General features: G+C 67.8%; 20 protein-coding genes. 13 read left to right on the forward strand and 7 right to left on the reverse strand.

Annotation, left to right across the window (positions count from 1 at the left end):
* Positions 1 to 38 precede the first annotated feature (38 nt).
* The 4 genes from purB (at position 39) to PMI02_RS02505 (ending at position 3,432) form a co-directional block, all read left to right on the forward strand.
* Positions 39 to 1,352, forward strand: a complete 1,314-nt coding sequence (purB, locus tag PMI02_RS02490; protein WP_007678269.1) for an adenylosuccinate lyase — start codon at positions 39 to 41, stop codon at positions 1,350 to 1,352.
* A gap of 135 nt (positions 1,353 to 1,487) precedes the next feature.
* Positions 1,488 to 1,859, forward strand: coding sequence for a LapA family protein (locus PMI02_RS02495; RefSeq protein ID WP_007678273.1), 372 nt, complete (start codon positions 1,488 to 1,490; stop codon positions 1,857 to 1,859).
* The gene (gene pyrF, locus PMI02_RS02500; RefSeq protein WP_007678275.1) at positions 1,856 to 2,548 is read left to right on the forward strand and encodes an orotidine-5'-phosphate decarboxylase; all 693 of its coding nucleotides are present in this window, start codon (positions 1,856 to 1,858) and stop codon (positions 2,546 to 2,548) included. Before PMI02_RS02495 ends, pyrF begins: the two co-directional genes overlap by 4 nt.
* Positions 2,549 to 2,670: 122 nt before the next feature.
* Positions 2,671 to 3,432 carry an SIMPL domain-containing protein gene (locus tag PMI02_RS02505; RefSeq protein ID WP_007678277.1) on the forward strand — a complete coding sequence of 254 codons (762 nt, stop codon included), beginning with the start codon at positions 2,671 to 2,673 and terminating at the stop codon, positions 3,430 to 3,432.
* A 5-nt stretch (positions 3,433 to 3,437) separates the two neighbouring features.
* Here the strand turns inward: PMI02_RS02505 and PMI02_RS02510 are convergent, their stop codons facing one another.
* Positions 3,438 to 3,860: a DUF4019 domain-containing protein gene (locus PMI02_RS02510; RefSeq protein ID WP_007678279.1), complete on the reverse strand. Its 423-nt coding sequence runs from the start codon at positions 3,858 to 3,860 to the stop codon at positions 3,438 to 3,440.
* 48 nt (positions 3,861 to 3,908) lie between these two features.
* Here PMI02_RS02510 and PMI02_RS02515 point away from each other — a divergent pair, with 48 nt between their 5' ends.
* Positions 3,909 to 4,553 carry a phosphoribosylanthranilate isomerase gene (locus tag PMI02_RS02515; RefSeq protein ID WP_007678281.1) on the forward strand — a complete coding sequence of 215 codons (645 nt, stop codon included), beginning with the start codon at positions 3,909 to 3,911 and terminating at the stop codon, positions 4,551 to 4,553.
* Positions 4,554 to 4,647: 94 nt separating this feature from the next.
* Here PMI02_RS02515 and PMI02_RS02520 read toward each other — a convergent pair whose 3' ends face one another.
* Positions 4,648 to 5,115, reverse strand: coding sequence for an outer membrane beta-barrel protein (locus PMI02_RS02520; RefSeq protein ID WP_007678282.1), 468 nt, complete (start codon positions 5,113 to 5,115; stop codon positions 4,648 to 4,650).
* A 288-nt stretch (positions 5,116 to 5,403) separates the two neighbouring features.
* On the opposite strand from PMI02_RS02520, the gene trpB reads away from it, so the two are divergent.
* From trpB to PMI02_RS02540, 4 genes are read left to right on the forward strand one after another with little or no spacing between them, the layout of a single operon-like run.
* Entirely contained in the window at positions 5,404 to 6,666 is a 1,263-nt protein-coding gene (gene trpB, locus PMI02_RS02525) for a tryptophan synthase subunit beta (RefSeq protein WP_007678284.1), read from the forward strand.
* 47 nt (positions 6,667 to 6,713) lie between these two features.
* Positions 6,714 to 6,914, forward strand: coding sequence for a hypothetical protein (locus PMI02_RS02530; RefSeq protein WP_238538956.1), 201 nt, complete (start codon positions 6,714 to 6,716; stop codon positions 6,912 to 6,914).
* Complete coding sequence (trpA, locus tag PMI02_RS02535) at positions 6,914 to 7,690, forward strand: tryptophan synthase subunit alpha (RefSeq protein WP_007678288.1); 777 nt, start codon at positions 6,914 to 6,916, stop codon at positions 7,688 to 7,690. Before PMI02_RS02530 ends, trpA begins: the two co-directional genes overlap by 1 nt.
* On the forward strand, positions 7,690 to 9,006 hold the full coding sequence (locus PMI02_RS02540) for a folylpolyglutamate synthase/dihydrofolate synthase family protein (RefSeq protein WP_007678298.1): 1,317 nt from the start codon (positions 7,690 to 7,692) through the stop codon (positions 9,004 to 9,006). The genes trpA and PMI02_RS02540 overlap by 1 nt, the downstream gene beginning before the upstream one ends.
* Positions 9,007 to 9,013: 7 nt before the next feature.
* On the opposite strand, the gene PMI02_RS02545 is transcribed toward PMI02_RS02540, so the two are convergent.
* Positions 9,014 to 10,345, reverse strand: a complete 1,332-nt coding sequence (locus PMI02_RS02545; protein ID WP_007678300.1) for an MFS transporter — start codon at positions 10,343 to 10,345, stop codon at positions 9,014 to 9,016.
* Positions 10,346 to 10,470: 125 nt separating this feature from the next.
* Between PMI02_RS02545 and PMI02_RS27815 the strand changes: the two genes are divergently transcribed.
* Positions 10,471 to 12,093 carry a pseudouridine synthase gene (locus tag PMI02_RS27815; RefSeq protein WP_007678303.1) on the forward strand — a complete coding sequence of 541 codons (1,623 nt, stop codon included), beginning with the start codon at positions 10,471 to 10,473 and terminating at the stop codon, positions 12,091 to 12,093.
* Positions 12,090 to 12,644 (forward strand): 16S rRNA (guanine(966)-N(2))-methyltransferase RsmD, encoded by a 555-nt coding sequence (gene rsmD / locus PMI02_RS02555; RefSeq protein WP_007678304.1) that lies wholly within the window; start codon positions 12,090 to 12,092, stop codon positions 12,642 to 12,644. Before PMI02_RS27815 ends, rsmD begins: the two co-directional genes overlap by 4 nt.
* Before the next feature lie 70 nt (positions 12,645 to 12,714).
* Here the strand turns inward: rsmD and PMI02_RS02560 are convergent, their stop codons facing one another.
* Entirely contained in the window at positions 12,715 to 13,305 is a 591-nt protein-coding gene (locus PMI02_RS02560; protein ID WP_007678306.1) for a hypothetical protein, read from the reverse strand.
* A gap of 116 nt (positions 13,306 to 13,421) precedes the next feature.
* Here PMI02_RS02560 and PMI02_RS02565 point away from each other — a divergent pair, with 116 nt between their 5' ends.
* A complete protein-coding gene (locus PMI02_RS02565; RefSeq protein WP_007678308.1) occupies positions 13,422 to 15,710 on the forward strand; it encodes an ATP-dependent helicase in 2,289 nt (762 codons plus the stop codon).
* A 7-nt stretch (positions 15,711 to 15,717) separates the two neighbouring features.
* On the opposite strand, the gene PMI02_RS25705 is transcribed toward PMI02_RS02565, so the two are convergent.
* The 3 genes from PMI02_RS25705 to PMI02_RS02580 form a co-directional block, all read right to left on the reverse strand.
* The gene (locus tag PMI02_RS25705) at positions 15,718 to 16,530 is read right to left on the reverse strand and encodes a sugar phosphate isomerase/epimerase (protein WP_007678310.1); all 813 of its coding nucleotides are present in this window, start codon (positions 16,528 to 16,530) and stop codon (positions 15,718 to 15,720) included.
* Between the two features lie 181 nt (positions 16,531 to 16,711).
* A complete protein-coding gene (locus PMI02_RS02575) occupies positions 16,712 to 18,211 on the reverse strand; it encodes a DEAD/DEAH box helicase (RefSeq protein ID WP_007678312.1) in 1,500 nt (499 codons plus the stop codon).
* A 154-nt stretch (positions 18,212 to 18,365) separates the two neighbouring features.
* Positions 18,366 to 18,971 carry a hypothetical protein gene (locus PMI02_RS02580; RefSeq protein ID WP_007678314.1) on the reverse strand — a complete coding sequence of 202 codons (606 nt, stop codon included), beginning with the start codon at positions 18,969 to 18,971 and terminating at the stop codon, positions 18,366 to 18,368.
* A 191-nt stretch (positions 18,972 to 19,162) separates the two neighbouring features.
* On the opposite strand from PMI02_RS02580, the gene PMI02_RS02585 reads away from it, so the two are divergent.
* A complete protein-coding gene (locus PMI02_RS02585) occupies positions 19,163 to 20,584 on the forward strand; it encodes an FAD-binding oxidoreductase (protein ID WP_007678315.1) in 1,422 nt (473 codons plus the stop codon).
* The last annotated feature ends 13 nt before the right edge of the window (positions 20,585 to 20,597 follow it).

Genomic DNA, 20,597 nt, shown 5'->3' on the forward strand with positions numbered 1-20,597 from the left:
GCCTAGCGGCTCGCCGGTCAGAGCCACAGGAGTCGAACATGGTCCCCCGCTATTCCCGCCCCGCGATGACCGCGATCTGGGAGCCCGAAGCGCGTTATCGCATCTGGTTCGAGATCGAGGCGCACGCCGCCGTCAAGATGGGCGAGATGGGCACCGTGCCGCCGAGCGCCGGCAAGGCCCTGTGGGACTGGTGGGCGACGAACCCGACGATCGACGTCGCCGCGATCGACGCCATCGAGGCCGTCACCAAGCACGACGTCATCGCCTTCCTCGACTGGGTCGCCCAGCAGGTCGGCCCCGAAGCGCGCTTCATGCACCAGGGCATGACCAGCTCCGACGTGCTGGACACCACGCTCAACGTGCAGCTGGTCAAGGCCGCCGACCTCCTGATCGCCGACCTCGACGCCCTGCTGACCGCGATCAAGCGCCGTGCCGAGGAGCACAAGTACACCCCGACCATCGGCCGCAGCCACGGCATCCATGCCGAGCCGGTGACTTTCGGCCTGAAGCTGGCCGAAGCCTACGCCGAGTTCACCCGCTGCCGCGCGCGCCTCGTCGCCGCCCGCGAGGACGTCGCGACCTGCGCGATCTCGGGCGCGGTGGGCACCTTCGCGAACGTCGATCCGGCGGTGGAGGAATATGTCGCCGACAAGATGGGCCTCGGCATCGAGCCCGTGTCGACCCAGGTCATCCCGCGCGACCGCCACGCCATGTTCTTCGCGGTGCTGGGCGTCATCGCCTCCTCGATCGAGCGTCTTGCCGTCGAGGTCCGCCATCTCCAGCGCACCGAAGTGCTCGAGGCCGAGGAATACTTCTCGCCCGGCCAGAAGGGCTCGTCGGCGATGCCGCACAAGCGCAACCCTGTGCTCACAGAAAACCTCACCGGCCTCGCCCGCGTCGTCCGTTCGGCGGTCGTCCCGGCGATGGAGAACGTAGCGCTCTGGCACGAGCGCGACATCTCGCACTCGTCGGTCGAGCGCTTCATCGGCCCCGACGCGACGATCACTCTCGACTTCGCGCTGGGCCGTCTGACCGGCGTGATCGACAAGCTGCTGATCTACCCTGAGCGCATGCAGAAGAACCTCGACCGCATGGGCGGCCTCGTCCACTCGCAGCGTGTGCTGCTGGCGCTGACGCAGGCCGGCCTCTCGCGCGACGAGAGCTATCGCCTCGTCCAGCGCAACGCCATGAAGGTGTGGGAATCGGACGGCCAGCTCAGCCTGCTCGAACTGCTCAAGGCCGACCCCGAAGTCGCCGCCGCGCTGCCTGCCGAAGTGATCGAGGACAAGTTCAACCTCGACTATCACTTCAAGCACGTCGACACGATCTTCGCCCGGGTGTTCGGCGCCTGAGCCTGCTTTCCCTTTCCTCGGTCCTGCAAAATCGGGATCGAGGAAAAGGTGCAGCAATCGGCCAAGGACCACCCTTCCCTTGCCCAAAAATCCCGCCTAGCATCCGTGTTTCCGCGGGGGAAAGCAGGAGGTAGCATGCAGGTCATCCGCACTATCGCGTGGGTCGTGGTCACCGCGATTCTCGTGGCGTTCATCGCGATGAACTGGAACACCGCGCCGGTGAACTTCTGGCCGCTCGAAAACGGCAACTACATCCACTTCGACTGGCCGGTGGGCTTCGTCGCCCTGCTGTTCTTCGGTCTCGGCATGCTGCCGGTATGGCTCTACCTGCGCGCCGTGCGCTGGCGGCTCAACCGCCGCATCGCCAGCTTGGAAAATTCGCTCCGCGCGAATTCCACCGCCGCGCTGACCAATCCCGCGACCGTGCCCGTCACCACTCCGGCGGCCGTCCCCGAGACGGACCCCGCCTTCGCCATCGAAAACCCGTCGGAACCGCTGAAACCATGAACCACAATCCCGTCTATCTCGCCCTCGACCTGCCCCGCCTCGACGCCGCCGAGGCTCTGGCGCGCAAGGTTTCCGGGCACATCGGCGGGATCAAGCTGGGGCTCGAATTCTTCTGCGCCCACGGCCACCACGGCGTCCACGAACTGCACAAGACCGGCCTGCCGATCTTCCTCGACCTCAAGCTGCACGACATTCCCAATACCGTCGCCGGCGCGATGCAGGCGATCCACGTCCTCCAGCCCTCGATCGTCACCGTCCATGCCGCCGGCGGCCGGGCGATGATGGAGGATGCCAAGGCCGCTGCCGGAGAAAACTGCAAGGTCGTGGCGGTCACCGTGCTCACCAGCCTCGACGGCGACGATCTCGCCGCGATCGGCGTCACTGCCGCCGACCCGCACGAGCAGGCCTTGCGCCTTGCCGAACTCGCCCACTCCGCCGGGCTCGACGGCATCGTCTGCTCCGGCCACGAGGTCGGCGCGGTCCACAGGCAGTGGAAGGACGGCTACTTCGTCGTCCCCGGCCTGCGCCCCGCCGACGGCAAGGCGAACGGCGCCCACGGCGACCAGAAGCGCATCGTCACTCCGCGCGAAGCTCGCGACGCCGGCGCCAGCGTACTCGTCATCGGCCGCCCGATCAGCCGGGCGGAGGACCCGCTGGCGGCCGCCCGAGCGATCGAGGCTACCCTCTAAGGTTTGGATCAACCCTAACATCCACTCACCTTAACAATCACTCACCCTGCCGTTCAGCGCCGCGAAACCCCTCGGCCTCCAGATCGTTGCTCCGGAAACAAGTGAACGGAGTGCGACCTGAAATGAAACACCTGAACCTGATCGCCGCGAGTGCCCTGGGCGCAGCGATGCTTCCCGCCGCACCCGCGCTGGCCCAGCAGGTGGGCCCTGTCCCCGCGATCGAAGCCGGGCACACGCTGTTGACAGTGAGCGCGCAGGGTTCGTCCACCCGCACGCCCGACCTCGCGAGCTACTCGGCCGGCGTCACGACGCAGGGCGCCACCGCGAGTGAGGCGCTTTCGGCCAACTCCACGCGCATGACGCAGGTGATCGCCGCGCTGAAGCGTGCCGGTATCGCCGACCGCGATGTCCAGACGAGCAACCTCAGCGTCAACCCCGTCTATTCGCAGCCCAAGCGCCTGCCCGACGGCAGTTACGAGGACGGCCCGCAGCGGATCGTCGGCTACCAAGCCACGAACAACGTCTCGGTCCGTCAGCGCAAGCTGGGCGACATGGGCAAGGTGATCGACGCGCTCGTGGCGGCGGGCGCGAACCAGGTGAACGGCCCGAACTTCATGCTCGACAAGCCCGAGGCGGCGCAGGACGAAGCCCGGATCGAAGCGATGAAGGTCGCCCGCGCCCGCGCCGACCTCTACGCCAAGGCTGCGGGCCTTCGCGTCGCCCGCATCGTCTCGATCGGTGAGAGCGGCGGCTATGCCCCGCAGCCGGTGATGTACATGCGCAAGGAAGCGATGGACGTCGCCGCCGCGCCCTCGCCGCCGGTCGCCGCTGGGGAGTTGGAGATGAACGTCAACGTGACGGTGCAGTTCGAACTGGCCCCGTAAGAACGTCAGTTCACCATCATCTGCTCCGACTGAATATGGTAGCCGACCAGCGTAAGCTGGTCGGCGTTGCCTTTGCGATAGACGAACTGCTCGGCCGCGCTGCCGCGTTCGAACGTGGTTTCCATGGCGACAGTGATGAAGCTGCCGCCGGTGGTCGCATTGGCGTTCCAGCCGACCTGCTTCGTCGACTTCACATTGCCCAGCTTGCGGTGCACCGCCTCGAGCAACTGCCCGAACTGCGCCCGCGTACCGGCCTTGCGCAGTTCCGGGTCGGCTCCTTTCCACACCGCCTGCCAGTTCCCCGCATCCAGTTCGTGATGGAAGTGCCCCACTTCCGCTTCGGCTTCCTTTATCGAGGCCTGCACATTGCACCCGCCGAGCATTGCGGCGGCAGCGAATGGCATTAGATAGCGGCCCAGTCGTTTCATCGGTGTCCCCCTGACGGTGCGGCACGCAATCTAGTCCGGAAAGCGCACATGCCAACAGCGGCGATAAAGATCTGCGGCATCAGCACGCCCGCCAGCCTCGAGGCGGTAATGCGCGCGCGTGCCGCGCACATCGGGCTCGTATTCTTTCCGAAGAGCCCTCGCGCCGTGACGCCCGCCGAGGCCGCGCTGCTGTCCGAACGGGCGGAGGGCCGGATCGGCCGCGTCGGCCTGTTCGTCGATGCCGACGACACTCTGCTCGGCGAGGCGGTGACCGCCGCGCGCCTCGACGCCCTGCAACTCCACGGCGAGGAAACGCCCGAGCGCGCAGCCCAGCTTCGGGCCCGCTTCGGCATTCCCGTGTGGAAGGCCCTGCCCGTGGCCAGCGCCCGCGACGTCGAGCGCGCGTCCGCCTATGCCGACGCGGTCGACCTGATCCTGTTCGACGCCAGGACGCCCAAGGGCACCCTGCCCGGCGGCATGGGCCTCAGCTTCGACTGGAGCCTCGTGGCCAACTGGAAAGGGCCCGCCCCCTGGGGCCTCGCGGGCGGCCTCGATCCGTCCAACGTGGCCGATGCCATCCGGCGGACGGGCACGCCGCTGGTCGATACTTCCTCCGGCGTCGAGAGCGCGCCCGGCGTCAAGGACGAGAGCCGCATCGCCGCCTTCTGCGCCGCCGTCCGCTCCGCGCAATAAGAAAGGGCGGCCCGTTGCCGGACCGCCCTTTCCTTGGCTTCACGCTCGCCCACTCGGGACTTGCGGCGAGCGTAAGCTGATCAGTCGCGAACGATCAGAACTTCACGCCCACGCCCACCACGCCGCGATCGGCGTCGGGAGTGTTGTCGCCGACCAGCAGGTGCTGGTACTCCGCCTTCACGTAGTAGCGCGAACCGACGTCCTGCTGGATGCCGCCACCGACGCCCACGGCGCTGTTGCCGTAGCGGGTGTTCTTCGACTCCCAGTCCGCCAGCGCGTAAGCCTTGGTGGCGGGCGTGAGCTTCATGCCGACGCGGCCACCGGCGCCCCACGACACGCGCGTGCCGCCGGTAAGAATCTTGTCGGCCGAACCCTGCACACCGACGAACAGCTTGTCGCCAAGGTCGTAGTCGTAGCCGGCCGCGATGCCTGCGGTCGCTTCGGTGTCGCTGTTGTTCCAAATCACGCCGCCGCGCGTTTCGACGCGGGCTTCGTTGGCCATGGCGGGAGCGGCGGCAGCCAGGGTGGCAACGGCGGCAAACGAAACAAGTGCAATACGCATATTCTAAACTCCAGTATTCAAAGTCCCGGCCCTCACCGGGAGCCCCGCCGCTGGGCCTGCCCTCCTTGCGCGCAGATGAACGAAAATTACTTTAAATGCGCCAAAACGTCACGAAACTGCAGCTTTGAGACATTATGATGCTTTTGCGGCAAGCCAGTTGCGTTGTTTGCAATTGAAGGGGAGCCGGTCCATTCCCATCGCCCATGCAGGCGGGCCCCTGCTGCAAAGGCGTCTGGACAACCGCCTGCCCCTCTGCCAATCGCCGGTGTCATGACAGATCATCCGCCCATGACTTCCTCGCCGACTCCCGCGCCCGCGAACCTGGCCAAGAATTCCTGGCGCACGCTCCCTGACGAGACAGGCCACTTCGGTCAGTTCGGCGGACGCTACGTCGCCGAAACGCTGATGCCGCTGATTCTCGATCTGGAGAAGGAATACCGCGCGGCCCGGCATGATCCGGAATTCCAGGCGCAGTTCGACGACCTGCTCAAGACCTTCGTCGGCCGCCCGAGCCCGCTCTACCCCGCGCCCCGCATCACCGAGCACTTCCGCGCGCTCGCGCCGGAGGGCAAGGGCCCGAAGATTTATTTCAAGCGCGAGGACCTGAACCACACCGGCGCGCACAAGATCAACAACTGCGTCGGCCAGATCCTGCTCGCCATGCGCATGGGCAAGACCCGCATCATCGCCGAGACCGGCGCGGGCCAGCACGGTGTCGCCACTGCCACTGTCGCGGCACGCTTCGGTCTGCCCTGCGTCATCTTCATGGGCGCCAAGGACGTCGAGCGGCAGAAGCCCAACGTCTTCCGCATGAAGCTGCTCGGCGCCGAGGTCCACCCCGTTACCAGCGGCGCGGAAACACTGAAGGACGCGATGAACGAGGCGCTGCGAGACTGGGTCGCCAACGTCCACGACACGTTCTACATCATTGGCACCGCTGCCGGCCCGCACCCCTATCCGGAACTCGTCCGCGACTTCCAGAGCGTAATCGGCAACGAGACGCGCGAACAGATGCTGGAGGCCGAGGGCCGCCTGCCCGACATGCTGGTAGCGGCCGTAGGCGGCGGATCGAACGCTATCGGCATGTTCCACCCCTTCCTCGACGACGCCGAAGTCGCGATGGTCGGGATCGAGGCGGCAGGCCACGGCGTCGAAACGGGCAAGCACGCGGCAAGCCTTACCGGCGGCAAGCCCGGCATTCTCCACGGCAACAAGACTTACCTGCTGCAGGACGAAGACGGCCAGATCACCGAGGCCCACTCGATCAGCGCGGGCCTCGACTACCCCGGCCTCGGGCCCGAGCACTCCTGGCTGCACGAGAGCGGCCGGGTGCGCTACGTGCCGATCACCGACGACGAGGCGCTCGAGGCGTTCCAGCTGTGCTGCGCGCTCGAAGGCATCATCCCCGCGCTGGAAAGCGCCCACGCCCTCGCCGCCCTGCCGCAGCTGACCGCCGAGATGGACGAGGACAAGATCCTCGTCGTCAACGTCTCCGGACGCGGTGACAAGGACATCTTCACCGTTGCCGAGGCGCTGGGGGTCGAACTTTGAAGAAGGGCGGGTGGCAACGGTCGCTGATCGACGCCGCCGTCCTCTGGATGGCGGTTTTCCCGGCGATCCGGGTGCTCGCGGACCTCGTGCGCGCCCGCTCCTTCAATCTCTCGGGAGCGGGTTACTTCTGGGCATTCGCGTTCCGGGGTGATTGGGCCGACATCGCCGTCAGTCTCGCCTACCTCGCCTTGTTCATCGGCCTGACCGCCGCCATTCTCCGCTTTTCCGGAAAGACGCTGTTCTCCTGATGACCCGCTTCGAAACCGCATTCGCCAAAGGCCCCGCGCTCGTCTGCTTCATTACCGGGGGCGACGGCGATACCGCCGCCAACCTCGATGCGCTGGTTGAGGGCGGCGCCGACGTGATCGAGGTGGGTATGCCCTTCACCGATCCCATGGCCGACGGCCAGGCGATCCAGGAAGCGAACCTGCGCTCCTTCGCAGCGGGCACCAAGACCTCCGACATCTTCGCCATCGCCACCGCCTTCCGCGCGCGCCATCCGCAGGTGCCGCTGGTGCTGATGGGCTATGCCAATCCGATGACCGTGCGCGGCCCCGAGTGGTTCGCCGATGCCTGCGCCAAGGCCGGCGTCGACGGCGTCATCTGTGTCGACATCCCGCCCGAGGAGGACGCCGCGCTCGGTCCGGCACTGCGCGCACAGGGCGTCTCGCTGATCCGCCTCGCCACGCCGACCACCGATGCCGGCCGGCTTCCGGCGGTGCTGGAGGGTTCTTCGGGCTTCCTCTATTACGTCTCCGTCGCGGGCATCACCGGCATGCAGCAGGCGGCGCAGACCTCGATCGACGAAGCGGTCGCCCGGCTGAAGGCCGCAAGCACGATCCCGGTCGCGGTGGGCTTCGGCGTGCGCACGCCCGAGCAGGCTGCCGCCATCGCCAAGGTTGCCGACGGCGTCGTCGTCGGCTCGGCGCTCGTCGACCTCGTCAAGCAGCACGGCGACAAGGCCGCGGGCCCGCTCAGGGAGCTGACCTCGGCGCTGGCGCAAGCGGTGCATTCGGCGCGCTGATGCGCGACTTCGCGGTGTCCGACGCGGCCGCCGTCCAGGCCCAGCTCGACCGGCTCGCCGCGCTGTCGCTGCCGCAGGGACGCATCGGGCTCGACGCGATCCGCGAACTGCTGGCGCGGCTGGGGGATCCGCACCTGGCGATAGCGCCCGCCTTCCACGTAGCCGGTACCAACGGCAAGGGTTCGACCTGTGCCTACCTGCGTGCGATCCTGGAGGCGCAGGGCTACCGCGTCCACGCGATCACCAGCCCGCATCTCGTCCGCTACAACGAGCGCATCCGCATTGCAGGGGAGCTTGTCGGCGACGACGAGCTGGCCTCACTGCTGGCCGAAGTGCTGGATGCCTCGGAAGGCCTGAGCGTCAGCTTCTTCGAAGTCACCATCGCCGCCAGCTTCCTCGCCTTCTACCGCCATCCGGCCGACGCCTGCGTGATCGAGGTCGGCCTCGGCGGCCGGTTCGACGCAACCAACGTCCTGCCCGCCCCACTCGTTTGCGGGATCGCGACGCTGGGGATCGACCACGAACGCTTCCTCCTCGCGCCTGAGGACGGCACTCCCGCCGAACCGCTTGCCCGGATCGCCTTCGAGAAAGCGGGCATCCGCCGCCCCGGCGTGCCGCTGGTGACGCAAGGGTATCCGGTGCCCGTCATGGCCGTGCTGCAGTCGCTGGCCGCCTCCGAACACGTACCGCTGTTCTGGCGCGGCGACTGCTGGAACGCGCGAGCGACCAGCGACGCCCTATACTTCGAGGACGGCGACGGGTCGCTGACCCTGCCGCTGCCGCATATCCCCGGCGTCCATCAGGCCGACAATGCCGCACTCGCCGTCGCCATGCTGCGCCGGCAGGACCTGCTGCGCATCGACCCGCAGGCGATGGCCAAGGGCATCCGCGCCGCGCGCTGGCCCGCTCGAATGCAGCTACTGGGTGACGGCCCCCTCACCCGGCTCGTTCCCGGCACCCCGGTGTGGCTAGACGGCGGCCACAACCGCGATGCGGGGCTGGCGCTCGCGACGTTCCTCGCAGAGCAGGAGATCGCGCCGCATCTCGTCCTGGGCATGATCGAGGGCAAGGACCCCGGCGCCCTGCTCGATCCGCTGCACCGCCACGTCGAGAGCGTCACGCTGGTGCCGGTGCCCGGCCACAACTGCCTGCCCCCCGAGGCTTTCTCAGGCTGGCCGGTGGAGACCACGTGCGCGCCGGACGTCGCGACCGCCTTGCGCGAGCTGGAACGCCGAAACCCGCGCTCGGTGCTGGTCGCTGGGTCGCTCTACCTCGCGGGCGCGGTGCTGCGTGAGAACGGTGAGTGGCCGGACTGAAGGCCTCTCAGGCAAACACGTCCTCGTCCGGGTCCACCTCGCCCGCCGAACCCATTGCCTGATCGACGAGTCCCGAGCGGCTCATCCACCAGAATAGCACCATGCCCGGCAACGAAGCGACCGTGGTGAGCAGGTAGAAGTTCACGTAACCCATAGCCTCGATCAGCGCGCCCGCCGTCGTGCCGGTAAGCAGCCGCCCGACCACGCTCGCCGCCGCCGAGATCAGCGCGTATTGCGAGGCGGTGTAACGAAGGTCGCACAGGGCCGAGAAATAGGCGATCACCACCACGCCGCCGTAGCCGCTGGCGATGTTCTCGAAGCCGATCGCGCCGGCCATGCCCCAGTTGCTGTGGCCCGCCGCTGCCAACGCCGCGAAGCTGAGGTTGGAGACGCCCATCAGCACCAGCGAGAGCATGACCGACCGCTTCAGGCCCATCCGCGCATAGGCGACGCCGCCGATGAAGACGCCGATCATGTAGGCCCAGAAGCCCAGCCCGATATCGTAGATCGCGATCTCGTCGTTGGTGAAGCCAAGGTCGTCGAACAGCAGGCGGAAGGTCAGGTTCGCCAGCGTGTCGCCGATCTTGTGGACGAGGATGAACAGCAGCACCAGGAACGCCCCGTTGCGGCGGAAGAACTCGCCGAAGGGGCCGACGATCGAGCTCCAGACTTCTGCGACGCCCTTCTTCTCGACCACCACCTTGCGCCGCTCGGGCTCGCCGAGGAACAGGGCGGTGAGCATGGCCGGCAGTGCGAACAGCGCGCAGGCCATGTAGCCTACGCTCCAGCCGTAGCGCGCCGACAGCACCAGCGCCAAAGCGCCCGCGCCCGCGGAGCCGATGCGCCAACCGTACTGGCTCATGCCCGAGCCGGTGCCGAGCTGATAAGGTTTGAGCGTCTCGATCCGGTAGGCGTCGATGACGATGTCGAAGCTGGCACCGGCCACGCCCACCAGCACGGCCGCAATGACGGTGGCCTGCAGGTTGGCCCCGGGATCGACCAGCGCAAGGTTGACGACGGCGGCCATCACCGCGAGCCCGCAGACCAGCATCCACGAGACGCGCTGGCCCATGCGGTGCAGCAGCGGCAGGCGTACGCCATCGATGATCCAGGCCCAGAAGACCTTCAGGTTGTAGACGAGGAAGGCGAGAGTGAAGGCGGTCACGACCTTCTTGTCGATCCCGTCCTGCGCCAGGCGGGTCGTCAGCGTCGCGCCGATCATCGCATAGGGGAAGCCCGAGGACAGCCCGAGCATGAACGAGGCGAGCGATTCCTTTTCAAAATAAGGCTTTACCGAGCCCCAGGCACCGCGACGCTCAACACTGCTATCGGCGTCCACGCCTGTCTCCTTGAAGCTACCTAAGCGTACATGGGCGCCACCTGGGCGAACATGGCCGCAACTTAGCGGGGCCTGCCGCGAAGGGAAGGCTGGATGAAGCGGCGATCAACAGGTATGGGCCCGTCATGTCCAAACCACCCAGCAAGTCCGGCGGCTCCGGTCGCGGCCGTCCGCCCCATGGTTCTTCCGGCGGCGGCTCTTCCCGCGATCGTTCCTCGTTCGGCAGTTCCCCTCGCGGCGGCAGCCGTGACGGCGGCGCTCGTGAGGGCTCCCCGCGCGGCGACGCGCCCCGTAGCGGCCGAGGCCGCGAGGAAACCCCTGGCGGCGGCGCTCCGCGCTACAATTCAGGCGGGTCGCGCAGCGGAGGCGGCCGCGACGACGGCCCTCGCAGCGGCGGCGGCTCGCGCGGCGGCTATTCGCGCGACGCGGCTCCTCGCGACGGCGGGTATCGCGGTTCGCGCGACGGAGCCCCTCGCGGTGATGCCCCCCGCAGCGGCGCGCCGCGTGACGGCGGATACCGTGGCGGCGCAGGCCGCGAGGACTCGCCTCGTGGCGGGCAACGCGGCGGTTACTCCCGTGACGGCGGCCCTCGCGGCGATTCCCCGCGCGGCAGCGCACCGCGCGATGGCGCCAGCCCGCGCCCTCCTCGCCGCGACGATGCGCCGCGTGACGCAGCGCCGCGTGAGGCCTACCGGGGCGGCACGCCGCGCGGTGCCTATTCGCGCGACGACGCTCCGCGCGGCGCCTCGCGCGATGGTGCCCCCCGCGCCACCTACTCGCGAGGTCCCCGTGACGATCGGCGCGACGAGCGTAGCGGCGGCGGACGTTTCGGACGCGGCGATGCTCCGCGCCCGCCCCGGCCCATCGCCAACCCCGGCCCGGCGCCCCGCGCCGCCAAGCCGACGCCCAAGAACCCGCTTCTCCCCGCCCGCGACGGCGAGCGGATCGCCAAGCTGCTCGCCCGTGCCGGCGTCGCCAGCCGCCGCGAAGTGGAGCGCCTGATCGCCGAAGGCCGTGTGCGCATCGGCGATCAAATCGTCGAGGCGCCCTCCACGGTGCTGACCAGCCTGGCCGGCGTCACCGTCGACGGCAACCTCATCGCGGAACCGGAACACACCCGTCTGTTCCTGTTCCACAAGCCTGCCGGCCTCATCACCGCCGAGCGCGATCCCGCCGGACGGCCGACGATCTACAGCGCGCTTCGCAACGCCCTTCCCGAAGGTTCGGGCCGCGTGATGCCGATCGGCCGCCTCGATCTCAACACCGAGGGATTGCTGCTGCTGACCAACGACGGCGAGTTCAAGCGCCAGCTCGAACTGCCCTCGACCGGCGTGCCGCGCACTTACCGCGCGCGTACTTTCGGCGACATCACGCAAAGCCGCCTCGAGGAACTGATGGAAGGCATCGAGGTCGACGGCGTGATCTACGGCAAGATCAACGCCAACATGGAGCGCCGTACCGGGCGCAACCAGTGGATCGAGATGACGCTCACCGAGGGCAAGAACCGCGAAGTCCGCCGCGTGCTGGAAGCGCTCGACCTGCAGGTCAGCCGCCTGCTGCGCGTCGCCTACGGTCCCTTCGTGCTGGGCGACATGCCCAAGGGGACGGCGGGCGAAGTGTCGCAGAAGGACCTCGAGAACTTCCGCCGCACGCTGAAGGAAAGCGCCGCGCGCGAAGCCAATGCCCGGGCTGACAAGCCTGCCGCGCCCGAAGCCAACGAACCCGAGGCCGAGGAGCCCGAGGCTTGAGCGGACTACGTATAATCGCCGGAGAATGGCGCGGCCGCAAACTGGCCGCGCCGCAGGGGGACACTACCCGTCCCACCGCCGACCGCACGCGCGAGACGCTGTTCTCGATGCTGGTGAGCCGGCTGGGCGACTTCGAGGGCCTGAAAGTCGCCGACCTCTTCGCCGGGTCCGGTGCGTTGGGCCTCGAAGCCCTTTCGCGCGGGGCGGCGCATTGCCTCTTCGTCGACCAGGACGCTGCCGCGATCCGCGCGCTGCGCGCCAACATCGCCGCCCTGCGCGCGCAGGCCAGCTGCGACGTACGGGCGAGTTCAGTGATGTCGCTGGGCCCGGCCAAGGAGCCGCTCGACCTCGTGCTGCTCGACCCGCCCTACGATACGGGCGCGGGCGCGGTGGCGATCGACAAGCTCGCCCGCCTCGGCTGGATCGGCGAAACCACCTGGGTCAGCCTCGAAACCGCCAAGGGCGAGAGCGTGTCGATCCGCGGCTTCGAAACCGAGACCGAGCGCGACGTCGGCAAGGCCCGCCTGCACCTGATGCGTCGAACGGGCTAGAACGGCGGCTTCAAATCGACCGTCATCCCAGCCTACGCTGGGATGACGGTCGGGATGGCCTATCGCTATATCAGACCCCGCCGCGATTGACGCAGCCGTCCGTCACAGTCTTGCTGCACTTGGGGTACTTCTTGTCCATCGCCGTCGCGGGCGGAGGCGTCAGCGCGCCCTTGTACGGCCCGCCCTGGTAGTTCTCATCCGCCGGCATGGCGGGGCGAGCGGACTGCCCGGCCATCTGCGGATCAGGCACACCGGCGGTCGGCATGCCCTCCCCCGGAGGATTCGCCTGGCCCATAGGGGTAGCCGGCGTCTGGCCGTTCATCTGCTGTACGACCGAGTTCCACGCCATCTGGCGCTGCTCGGGCGACATCTTGTAGATCTGGCCGCGCTGGTCGCCGGTCAGAGCCCAGTAACCCTTCTGCTGCTCGGCATTGAGCGTCCAGTAATAGACTTTGTAGTCGTTCGGCCACGAGGCGTAGTCGGCCTTCTGCTCCGGCGTCCAGGCGTCGTGGATCGCCTTCTGCTCGGCCGTCAGGGCGGGAGCAGCGGGGGTGGATGCCGCTGTTGGAGCGGCGGGCATGGCGCCCGCGTCCTGCGCATGGACGGCGGGAATTGCCATCATGGCGAGGGCAGCGGAACCTGCGAGCAATAACTTACGCATTTCTCACTCTCCATTTATATTTCTTGCTACCTGACCGACGAACCGCACCGGGAATTGTTCCGTGCCTGCGACGAAGCGGGCTTGCACCAAGCCATCCCGTTCCCTAGTTGTTCACGGTGAACAATCTGCAAGCCCCCCCTCCTCCCGAGGCCCTGATCGAAGGCCTCAACGAACCTCAGCGCGAGGCCGTGCTGACCACCGAGGGGCCGGTCCTGATGCTGGCGGGGGCAGGCACCGGCAAGACCGCGGCGCTGACCGCCCGGCTTGCGCATCTGGTGCGCAATCGCCTCGCCTGGCCGAGCGAAATCCTCTGCGTCACCTTCACCAACCGCGCCGCTCGCGAGATGCGTGAGCGCGTGGGGCACCTGATCGGCCCGGCGGTGGAGGGCATGCCGTGGCTGGGCACGTTCCACTCGATCGCCGCCAAGATGCTGCGCCGCCATGCCGAGCTGGTAGGCCTGCAATCGAACTACACGATCATCGACACCGACGACCAGCTGCGTCTGCTCAAGCAGCTGATCGTGGCGGAGGGCGTGGACGAAAAGCGCTTTCCCGCCCGCCAGCTCGCGCAGCTGCTGGACCGCTGGAAGAACCGCGGCCTCAACCCCGCCGACATCGACGCGGGCGAGAGCGAGGCTTACGCCAACGGCAAGGGCCAGAAGTTCTACCAGCTCTACCAGGACCGGCTGAAGGCGGTGAACGCCTGCGATTTCGGCGACCTGCTGCTCCACATGCTCAACATCCTGCGCACCCACCGCGACGTGCTCGAACAGTACCAGCAGCGCTTCAAGTACGTGATGGTGGACGAGTATCAGGACACCAACCAGGTCCAGTACCTGTGGCTGCGCCTGATCGCGCAGGGGCGCCAGAACATCTGCGTGGTGGGCGACGACGATCAGTCGATCTACTCGTGGCGCGGCGCGGAAGTGGCCAATATCCTGCGATTCGAAAAGGACTTTCCCGGCGCCAAGGTGATCCGGCTGGAGCAGAACTATCGCTCCACCCCGCAGATCCTGGGCGCCGCCTCGGGCCTCATCAACGAGAACAGCCAGCGCCTCGGCAAGACCTTGTGGACCGAGCGCCATGCCGGCGAGCAGGTGCGCGTCGTCGGCGTCTGGGACGGCCCGGAGGAAGCGCGCCGTGTGGGCGACGAGATCGAACGGCTGGAGCGCGAAGGTGCCCCGCTCGACCAGGTCGCAATCCTCGTGCGTGCGCAGTACCAGACCCGCGAGTTCGAGGACCGCTTCATCTCGATCGGCATGAAGTACCGCATCGTCGGGGGCTTCCGCTTCTACGAGCGCGCCGAGATCCGCGATGCGCTGGCGTACCTGCGCGTCATCGCCCAGCCCCAGGACGACCTCGCGTTCGAGCGCATCTACAACGCCCCTAAGCGCGGCCTTGGCGCCAAGGCGCTGGAGGGCATCCACACCCTCGCCCGCCGGCGCGGCATCCCGCTGACGGCCGCCGCGATCGAGATCGCCGACAGTGACGAGCTACCGGCGCGCGCCCGCAACTCCTTCCTCTCGCTGATGCGCGACTTCGCCCGCTGGCGCGACATCTCGGCCACCGAGAAGCCCTCCGACCTCCTGCGCACCGTCATGGACGAATGCGGCTATACCGACGCGCTGCAGGCGGAGAAGACCGCCGAGGCGACCGGCCGCCTCGAAAACCTCGTCGAACTCGCGCGCGCCATGGAGGAATACGAAAGTTTCGGCGACTTCCTCGAACACGTCAGCCTCGTCATGGACAACGAGAATGCGGCAGACGAGGAGAAGGTCACGATCATGACCATGCACGCCGCCAAGGGGCTGGAATTCGACAACGTGTTCCTGCCCGGCTGGGAAGAAGGCGTGTTCCCCTCGCAGCGGGCGCTCGACGAAGGCGGCCTCGCCAGCCTGGAGGAGGAGCGCCGCCTCGCCTACGTCGCGATCACGCGGGCGCGGCGGAAATGCACGATCCTCCACGCCGCCAACCGCCGCATCTACGGGCAGTGGACCAGCTCGATCCCCTCGCGCTTCATCGCCGAACTGCCTGACGATCATGTGGAAGCCGAGACCACCCTATCGGGCGGTGCCTCGCTATGGCGCGCGCAGTGGTCGGAGCACGGCGATCCCTTCGCCGACGTCGCCCGCATCCAGCCCTCGCGGATCGTCACGCGCGGCCCCGGCTGGCAGCGCGCGGCGGCGCAGGAGTTCGATACCAAGCCCAAGCGCGTCGCCGAAAGCACTCGCAGCGCCGCCAGCTTCGCCGCCAAGCCCCGCGCCGACATCGGCGTGGGCGACCGGGTCTTCCATGAGAAGTTTGGCTACGGCGCCGTCGCCGCGCAGGAAGGCAACAAGCTGGAGATCGACTTCGAGCACTCGGGTCGCAAGCGCGTGATCGACAGCTTCGTCAAACCGGCCTGAGCGCGGCTCACACACCCCACTTGGCCAGTCGTTCCGCCAGCCAATCGACCCCGCGCGTGATGGCCGCCTCGTAGCCCTCCTCCTCGATAGCGGGGCCGAGGAATTCGAGGTCGAACAGCCCGGCGTAGCCCGCCTCCAGCAGTTCCCCCAGCAGCCATTCGAGATGGATAGAGCCGTCGCCAGGCACGCGGCGGTTGAAGGCGAGCGGCTCGCCGAGGCGGAAATCGCTGACGTTGACGATCAGGAAACGCTCTTGGTTCTCGCGGAACAGGCGCGGCAGGTCGCGTTCGTACCAGCAGTTCTGCAGCTCGACGACGACGCCGGTATCCGCACGGCGTGACAGTTCGCAGGCGTCGGCCAGCGAGCCGATGAAGCCCAGTTGCCGCGTCGCGATGGAATTGTGCTCTATCCCCAGCCTGACGCCCGACTGGATCGCATAACCGTTGGCGAGCCCGATCATCGCGGTCAGCCGATCGAACGCCTCATCGGTCGGCATGTGCGCGCGGGCCGGGCCGGAGACGGTGAAGGCATTGGTGCAGCCGAGCGCGGCGGCCGTGTCGATCAGAGGCCGCAGGTGCGCGAGGGTGGTCTGGGCATCATCTATCAGCGAAGCGCCGCCGGTGCCCAGCGAAGCGACCGACATCCCGCTTTCACGGACCACGGCGATGGCGTCCTTGGGCTGATCGCCCAGCCGCGCCAGGGTCAGCGACACCGCGCCGACGCCGAGGCGCCGCAGCAGGTCCAGCGTGCGTTCGAGCGGCCAGCGCGCGGCGCAGACCACGCTGACGGAGAGGCGGGGATGGACGGGGGCTGTGCTCATCCGGCCAGCCTAGTGGCTGTCCTGCCCGGGATGAACCACAATCTAGATCTCCACCATCAACCTCGTTGCCCCCGCTTCCTTGCAATGCAGAGGGAACAAACGAGGTCCCCGCCTGCGCGGCGGCGACGAAGGTTTCAGCGGAAGTTCCGGCCGCGACCGGGAGGCCCCGGCCGCAGATGGATCAGAACAGCGCCGAGACGTTGAGGAAGCTAGGGATCGGGCCGTTCCACGCATCGTCGCGCGCAGCGGCGGGTGCCGGTGTGCGGCGAGCGGGCGTGCGTTCTTCAGCTGCGGGTTCGCGGCTCGGCGCGCGCGGAGCCCGCTCAGCGCGAGGTGCGCGTTCGGCGCGGGGCGCACGCTCGGCGCGCGGGGCGCGTTCGGCCACCGGCGCCGCTGCCTCGGGCTGGACCGCGATTTCCACTGCTTCGGGCGCTTCGATGGCAGCGCGGGGCTCGCGCTTTGCGCGCGGTTCGCGCTTGGGCTTTTCCTCGCGGGCGGGCTTTTCACCGCGCTTCGACTTGCTTTCGCGGGCCGGCGCTGCCGCACTCGCTTCGCCCGTTTCACCGAGCGCGAGATCGTATATCGGGATCGGGCCGCCGGTCAGCTTCTCGACGTTGGCGATCGCCTCGGCGTCCTCGGGGGCGACGAAAGTGAAGGCGCGGCCGGTGGCGCCGCCGCGGCCGGTGCGGCCGATGCGGTGGACGTAGTCGTCCGGGTGCCAGGGCGTGTCGAAGTTGAAGACGTGGCTCACGCCCTTCACGTCGAGCCCGCGCGCGGCGACGTCGGAAGCGCAAAGGATGCTGATCTCACCGGCCTTGAAGCGTTCCAGTTCCGCGTTGCGCGATGCCTGGTCCATGTCGCCGTGGATCTCGCCCGCCGAGAAACCGTAGCTCTTCAGGCTCTTGGCCAGTTCGCGCACAGTGGTCTTGCGGTTGGCGAAAACGATCGCAGTGGTGACGTTGTCGGTCTTGAGTATCTGGCGCAGCGCTTCGCGCTTGCCGCGCGAGGACACCGCGACCTTGTGCTGGACGATGCTGGTGTTGTTCGAGGCCGGACGCGCGACTTCGATGTACTTGGGGTTCGTCAGGAAGCGGTCGGCCAGCTTCTTGATGACCGGCGGCATCGTGGCGGAGAACAGCAGTGTCTGGCGGTTGGCCGGCAGCTTCGAGCAGATCGTCTCGATGTCGGGGATGAAGCCCATGTCGAGCATGCGGTCGGCTTCGTCGATGACGAGCAGTTCGCAGCCGGTGAGCATGATCTTGCCGCGCTCGAACAGGTCCATCAGGCGGCCCGGCGTGGCGATCAGCACGTCGACGCCGGCGGACAGGGCCTTGAGCTGGTCGCCCATCTGCACGCCGCCGATCAGCAGCGCCATCTTCAGGTCGTGGTTCTTGCCGTACTTCTCGAAGTTCTCGGCTACCTGCGCGGCGAGTTCGCGCGTAGGCTCAAGGATCAGCGATCGCGGCATCAGCGCGCGGCGGCGGCCATGCCCGAGGATGTCGATCATCGGCAGCACGAAGGCGGCGGTCTTGCCGGTGCCGGTCTGCGCGATACCGATGATGTCCTTCATCATCAGCACGGGCGGAATCGTCTGCGCCTGGATCGGAGTCGGCTCGGTATAACCGGCGGCCTCGACCGATTGGAGCAATTCGTCAGAGAGGCCGAGATCGGCAAAGCTCATAGGCGTTTGGTTTTTCCGGAAAAACTTGGTCAATGGGGCGACATGGCGCCGGACGGAGCAATTGCCCGTCGAGGCACCTGTTGCGCGACAGTGCGCCCTTTGCGGGAAACGCCCTGAAAGTCAAGGAATTCCGCGTTCGGCGCTGGTGGGCGACTCACCGGTCCTGTTCGACCAGTTCCCGGATACGGGTCAGCTTGCAGCTCATGCCGCTGCGCGAAAGCAGGTTGTCGCGGTCTACGCAGATGCGGCCGTCGTCGCTGCGTTCCAGCAGGAAGCCCGAATAGAAGTCGCGCGCCCGGCAGGAGCGGTCGAGTTCCGCGCTGACGATGCGGCTGTCGCGCATGAACAGCAGGAGCTTGTTGGAGCGGTCTGGTCGGACGCTGGCGATCCCGGCGATGGAGAGGCATTTGCCGATCTTGCGTTCGGTGAACTGCGGAATGCCGTCGCCGCCCGGCATGTCCATGAACATTTCAGGCGGCACCGCAGCGCCGGAGCGCGGCGTTATGCGGATGATCATGCGCTGCTCGATGCGCATCTGCCACGCGTCCTGCGGCAAGGCATGGCGGATCAGGCTTCCCGCGTAGGGTGCATCGGGCGCCGCCCCGGGGATTTCCACCTGCGGCCAGACACGCGCCTCGGCCGGAACCTCCATCGCTTCACTCTGCCCGCGCAAGCCGTCCTGGGGCAACACGACGTCGCCCGCACCGGCCGCCGGAAGCAGCATGAGGAAGGGATACAGCAGGGCGGAGGCGAAATTCATTCTCGATCGTGTGTCCCGGACGTCGGCCTCGAGTGCTGAGGCATGCCGACATGTCCCCCATACGGCAAGAGCTTGAACCCGGGCTTAACCTTCCTGCATCACTCCTGAAACCAGGCGATGCATTTGTGCAACGCACCAGGACATGCCGCAGGTGGGTGAAACCGCGCGCGCCTTGTGCCATATCGGGCGCCATGACCGCTTCTCCTACGTTCCTCGACGAGGCTTCCGCCCTTCTCGGCCCGCGCGGCCTGACGCGAGATCCCGAACTTATCGGCCCCTGGCTCACCGACTGGCGCGGGCGCTTCACGGGCCGGGCCTGCGCCCTCGCCTCCCCTGCCGACGTGGGCGAGCTGTCCGCGCTGGTGCGGCTCTGCGGCAGACACGGCGTGCCGATCGTGCCACAGGGCGGCAACTCGGGCATGTCGGGCGGCGCGACACCGGACCAGAGCGGCGAGGCCCTGCTGCTCTCGCTGCGCCGGATGAACGCGATCCGCGGGATCGACATAGAGGCCCGGCGCGTCACCTGCGAGGCCGGCGTCGTGCTCCAGACCCTGCACGAGGCGGCCGAGGCGAAGGACCTGCGCTTCCCCCTGACGCTGGGCGGCAAGGGTTCGGCGACAGTGGGCGGGCTCATCTCCACCAACGCTGGCGGCTCGCAGGTGCTGCGGCACGGCTCGATGCGGGCGCTGGTGCTCGGGCTGGAGGCGGTGCTGGCGGACGGGCAGGTGTTCTCGATGCTCACCCCGCTCAAGAAGGACAACCGCGGCTTCGACCTCAAGCAACTGCTGATCGGATCGGAAGGTACACTGGGCATCGTCACCGCCGCGACACTGAAGCTGCTGCCCGCGGTCGCCGAGCGCGTGGTGATCTGGGCGGGAGTCTCCTCGCTTCCTGCCGCGCGCGCGCTGCTGCTCCACTGTGACGACATGGCCGGCGAGGCCCTCGAAGGTTTCGAGGTCATGCCCCAGGCCAGCATCGACGCGGTAAAGGACCATATGCCGCAGGCCCGCGCCCCGCTGGAGGGCCGCCACCCTTGGCACGTCCTGATCGAAGTCGTCGCCGACCGCGCATCGGCCGCCACCCTGCGCGATCGCTGCGAAGCGATGATGGCCGACGCCTTCGAACGCGAGCTGCTAGCAGACGCCGCGATGTCCGCGAGCGAAAGCCAGGCCGAGGCGTTCTGGCTGATCCGCGAGACCGTCCCCGCCGCCGAGCGCGCGCGCGGCCCCGCCGTGCAGCACGACATTTCGGTCCCGGTCGAGCTGATGCCGCAATTCGTCGAGACCACCGCGCCGATGCTGGAAGCCGAATTCCCTGGGACCGAGGCGATCGCCTTCGGGCATCTGGGCGACGGCAACGTCCACTATCACGTCATCGCCCCTCAGGTGAGCGATGGCGCGGCGTGGAATGCGAATGAGGGCAAGGCGATCCGCCGGCGCGTGCATGATCTGGTTACCGAGTGGGGCGGCTCGATCTCGGCCGAGCACGGCATCGGCCAGCTCAAGCGCGACGAACTGGTGCGGCTGGGCGATCCGGTAGCGTTGTTGATGATGCGAGCTGTGAAGCAGGCGCTCGACCCGCAGGGGCTGCTGAATCCGGGAAAGCTGGTCTAGGAACGCCCACCTC

It is taken from the genome of Novosphingobium sp. AP12, from assembly GCF_000281975.1.
Lineage (GTDB): Bacteria > Pseudomonadota > Alphaproteobacteria > Sphingomonadales > Sphingomonadaceae > Novosphingobium.

Excerpts from the sequence above, each read along its gene's own strand:
- purB (WP_007678269.1), top strand. The coding sequence starts at position 39 with ATGGTCCCCCGCTATTCCCGCCCCGCGATGACCGCGATCTGGGAGCCC.
- PMI02_RS02495 (WP_007678273.1), top strand. The coding sequence starts at position 1,488 with ATGCAGGTCATCCGCACTATCGCGTGGGTCGTGGTCACCGCGATTCTC.
- pyrF (WP_007678275.1), top strand. The coding sequence starts at position 1,856 with ATGAACCACAATCCCGTCTATCTCGCCCTCGACCTGCCCCGCCTCGAC.
- PMI02_RS02505 (WP_007678277.1), top strand. The coding sequence starts at position 2,671 with ATGAAACACCTGAACCTGATCGCCGCGAGTGCCCTGGGCGCAGCGATG.
- PMI02_RS02510 (WP_007678279.1), bottom strand. The coding sequence starts at position 3,860 with ATGAAACGACTGGGCCGCTATCTAATGCCATTCGCTGCCGCCGCAATG.
- PMI02_RS02515 (WP_007678281.1), top strand. The coding sequence starts at position 3,909 with ATGCCAACAGCGGCGATAAAGATCTGCGGCATCAGCACGCCCGCCAGC.
- PMI02_RS02520 (WP_007678282.1), bottom strand. The coding sequence starts at position 5,115 with ATGCGTATTGCACTTGTTTCGTTTGCCGCCGTTGCCACCCTGGCTGCC.
- trpB (WP_007678284.1), top strand. The coding sequence starts at position 5,404 with ATGACTTCCTCGCCGACTCCCGCGCCCGCGAACCTGGCCAAGAATTCC.
- PMI02_RS02530 (WP_238538956.1), top strand. The coding sequence starts at position 6,714 with ATGGCGGTTTTCCCGGCGATCCGGGTGCTCGCGGACCTCGTGCGCGCC.
- trpA (WP_007678288.1), top strand. The coding sequence starts at position 6,914 with ATGACCCGCTTCGAAACCGCATTCGCCAAAGGCCCCGCGCTCGTCTGC.
- PMI02_RS02540 (WP_007678298.1), top strand. The coding sequence starts at position 7,690 with ATGCGCGACTTCGCGGTGTCCGACGCGGCCGCCGTCCAGGCCCAGCTC.
- PMI02_RS27815 (WP_007678303.1), top strand. The coding sequence starts at position 10,471 with ATGTCCAAACCACCCAGCAAGTCCGGCGGCTCCGGTCGCGGCCGTCCG.
- PMI02_RS02560 (WP_007678306.1), bottom strand. The coding sequence starts at position 13,305 with ATGCGTAAGTTATTGCTCGCAGGTTCCGCTGCCCTCGCCATGATGGCA.
- PMI02_RS25705 (WP_007678310.1), bottom strand. The coding sequence starts at position 16,530 with ATGAGCACAGCCCCCGTCCATCCCCGCCTCTCCGTCAGCGTGGTCTGC.
- PMI02_RS02575 (WP_007678312.1), bottom strand. The coding sequence starts at position 18,211 with ATGAGCTTTGCCGATCTCGGCCTCTCTGACGAATTGCTCCAATCGGTC.
- PMI02_RS02580 (WP_007678314.1), bottom strand. The coding sequence starts at position 18,971 with ATGAATTTCGCCTCCGCCCTGCTGTATCCCTTCCTCATGCTGCTTCCG.
- PMI02_RS02585 (WP_007678315.1), top strand. The coding sequence starts at position 19,163 with ATGACCGCTTCTCCTACGTTCCTCGACGAGGCTTCCGCCCTTCTCGGC.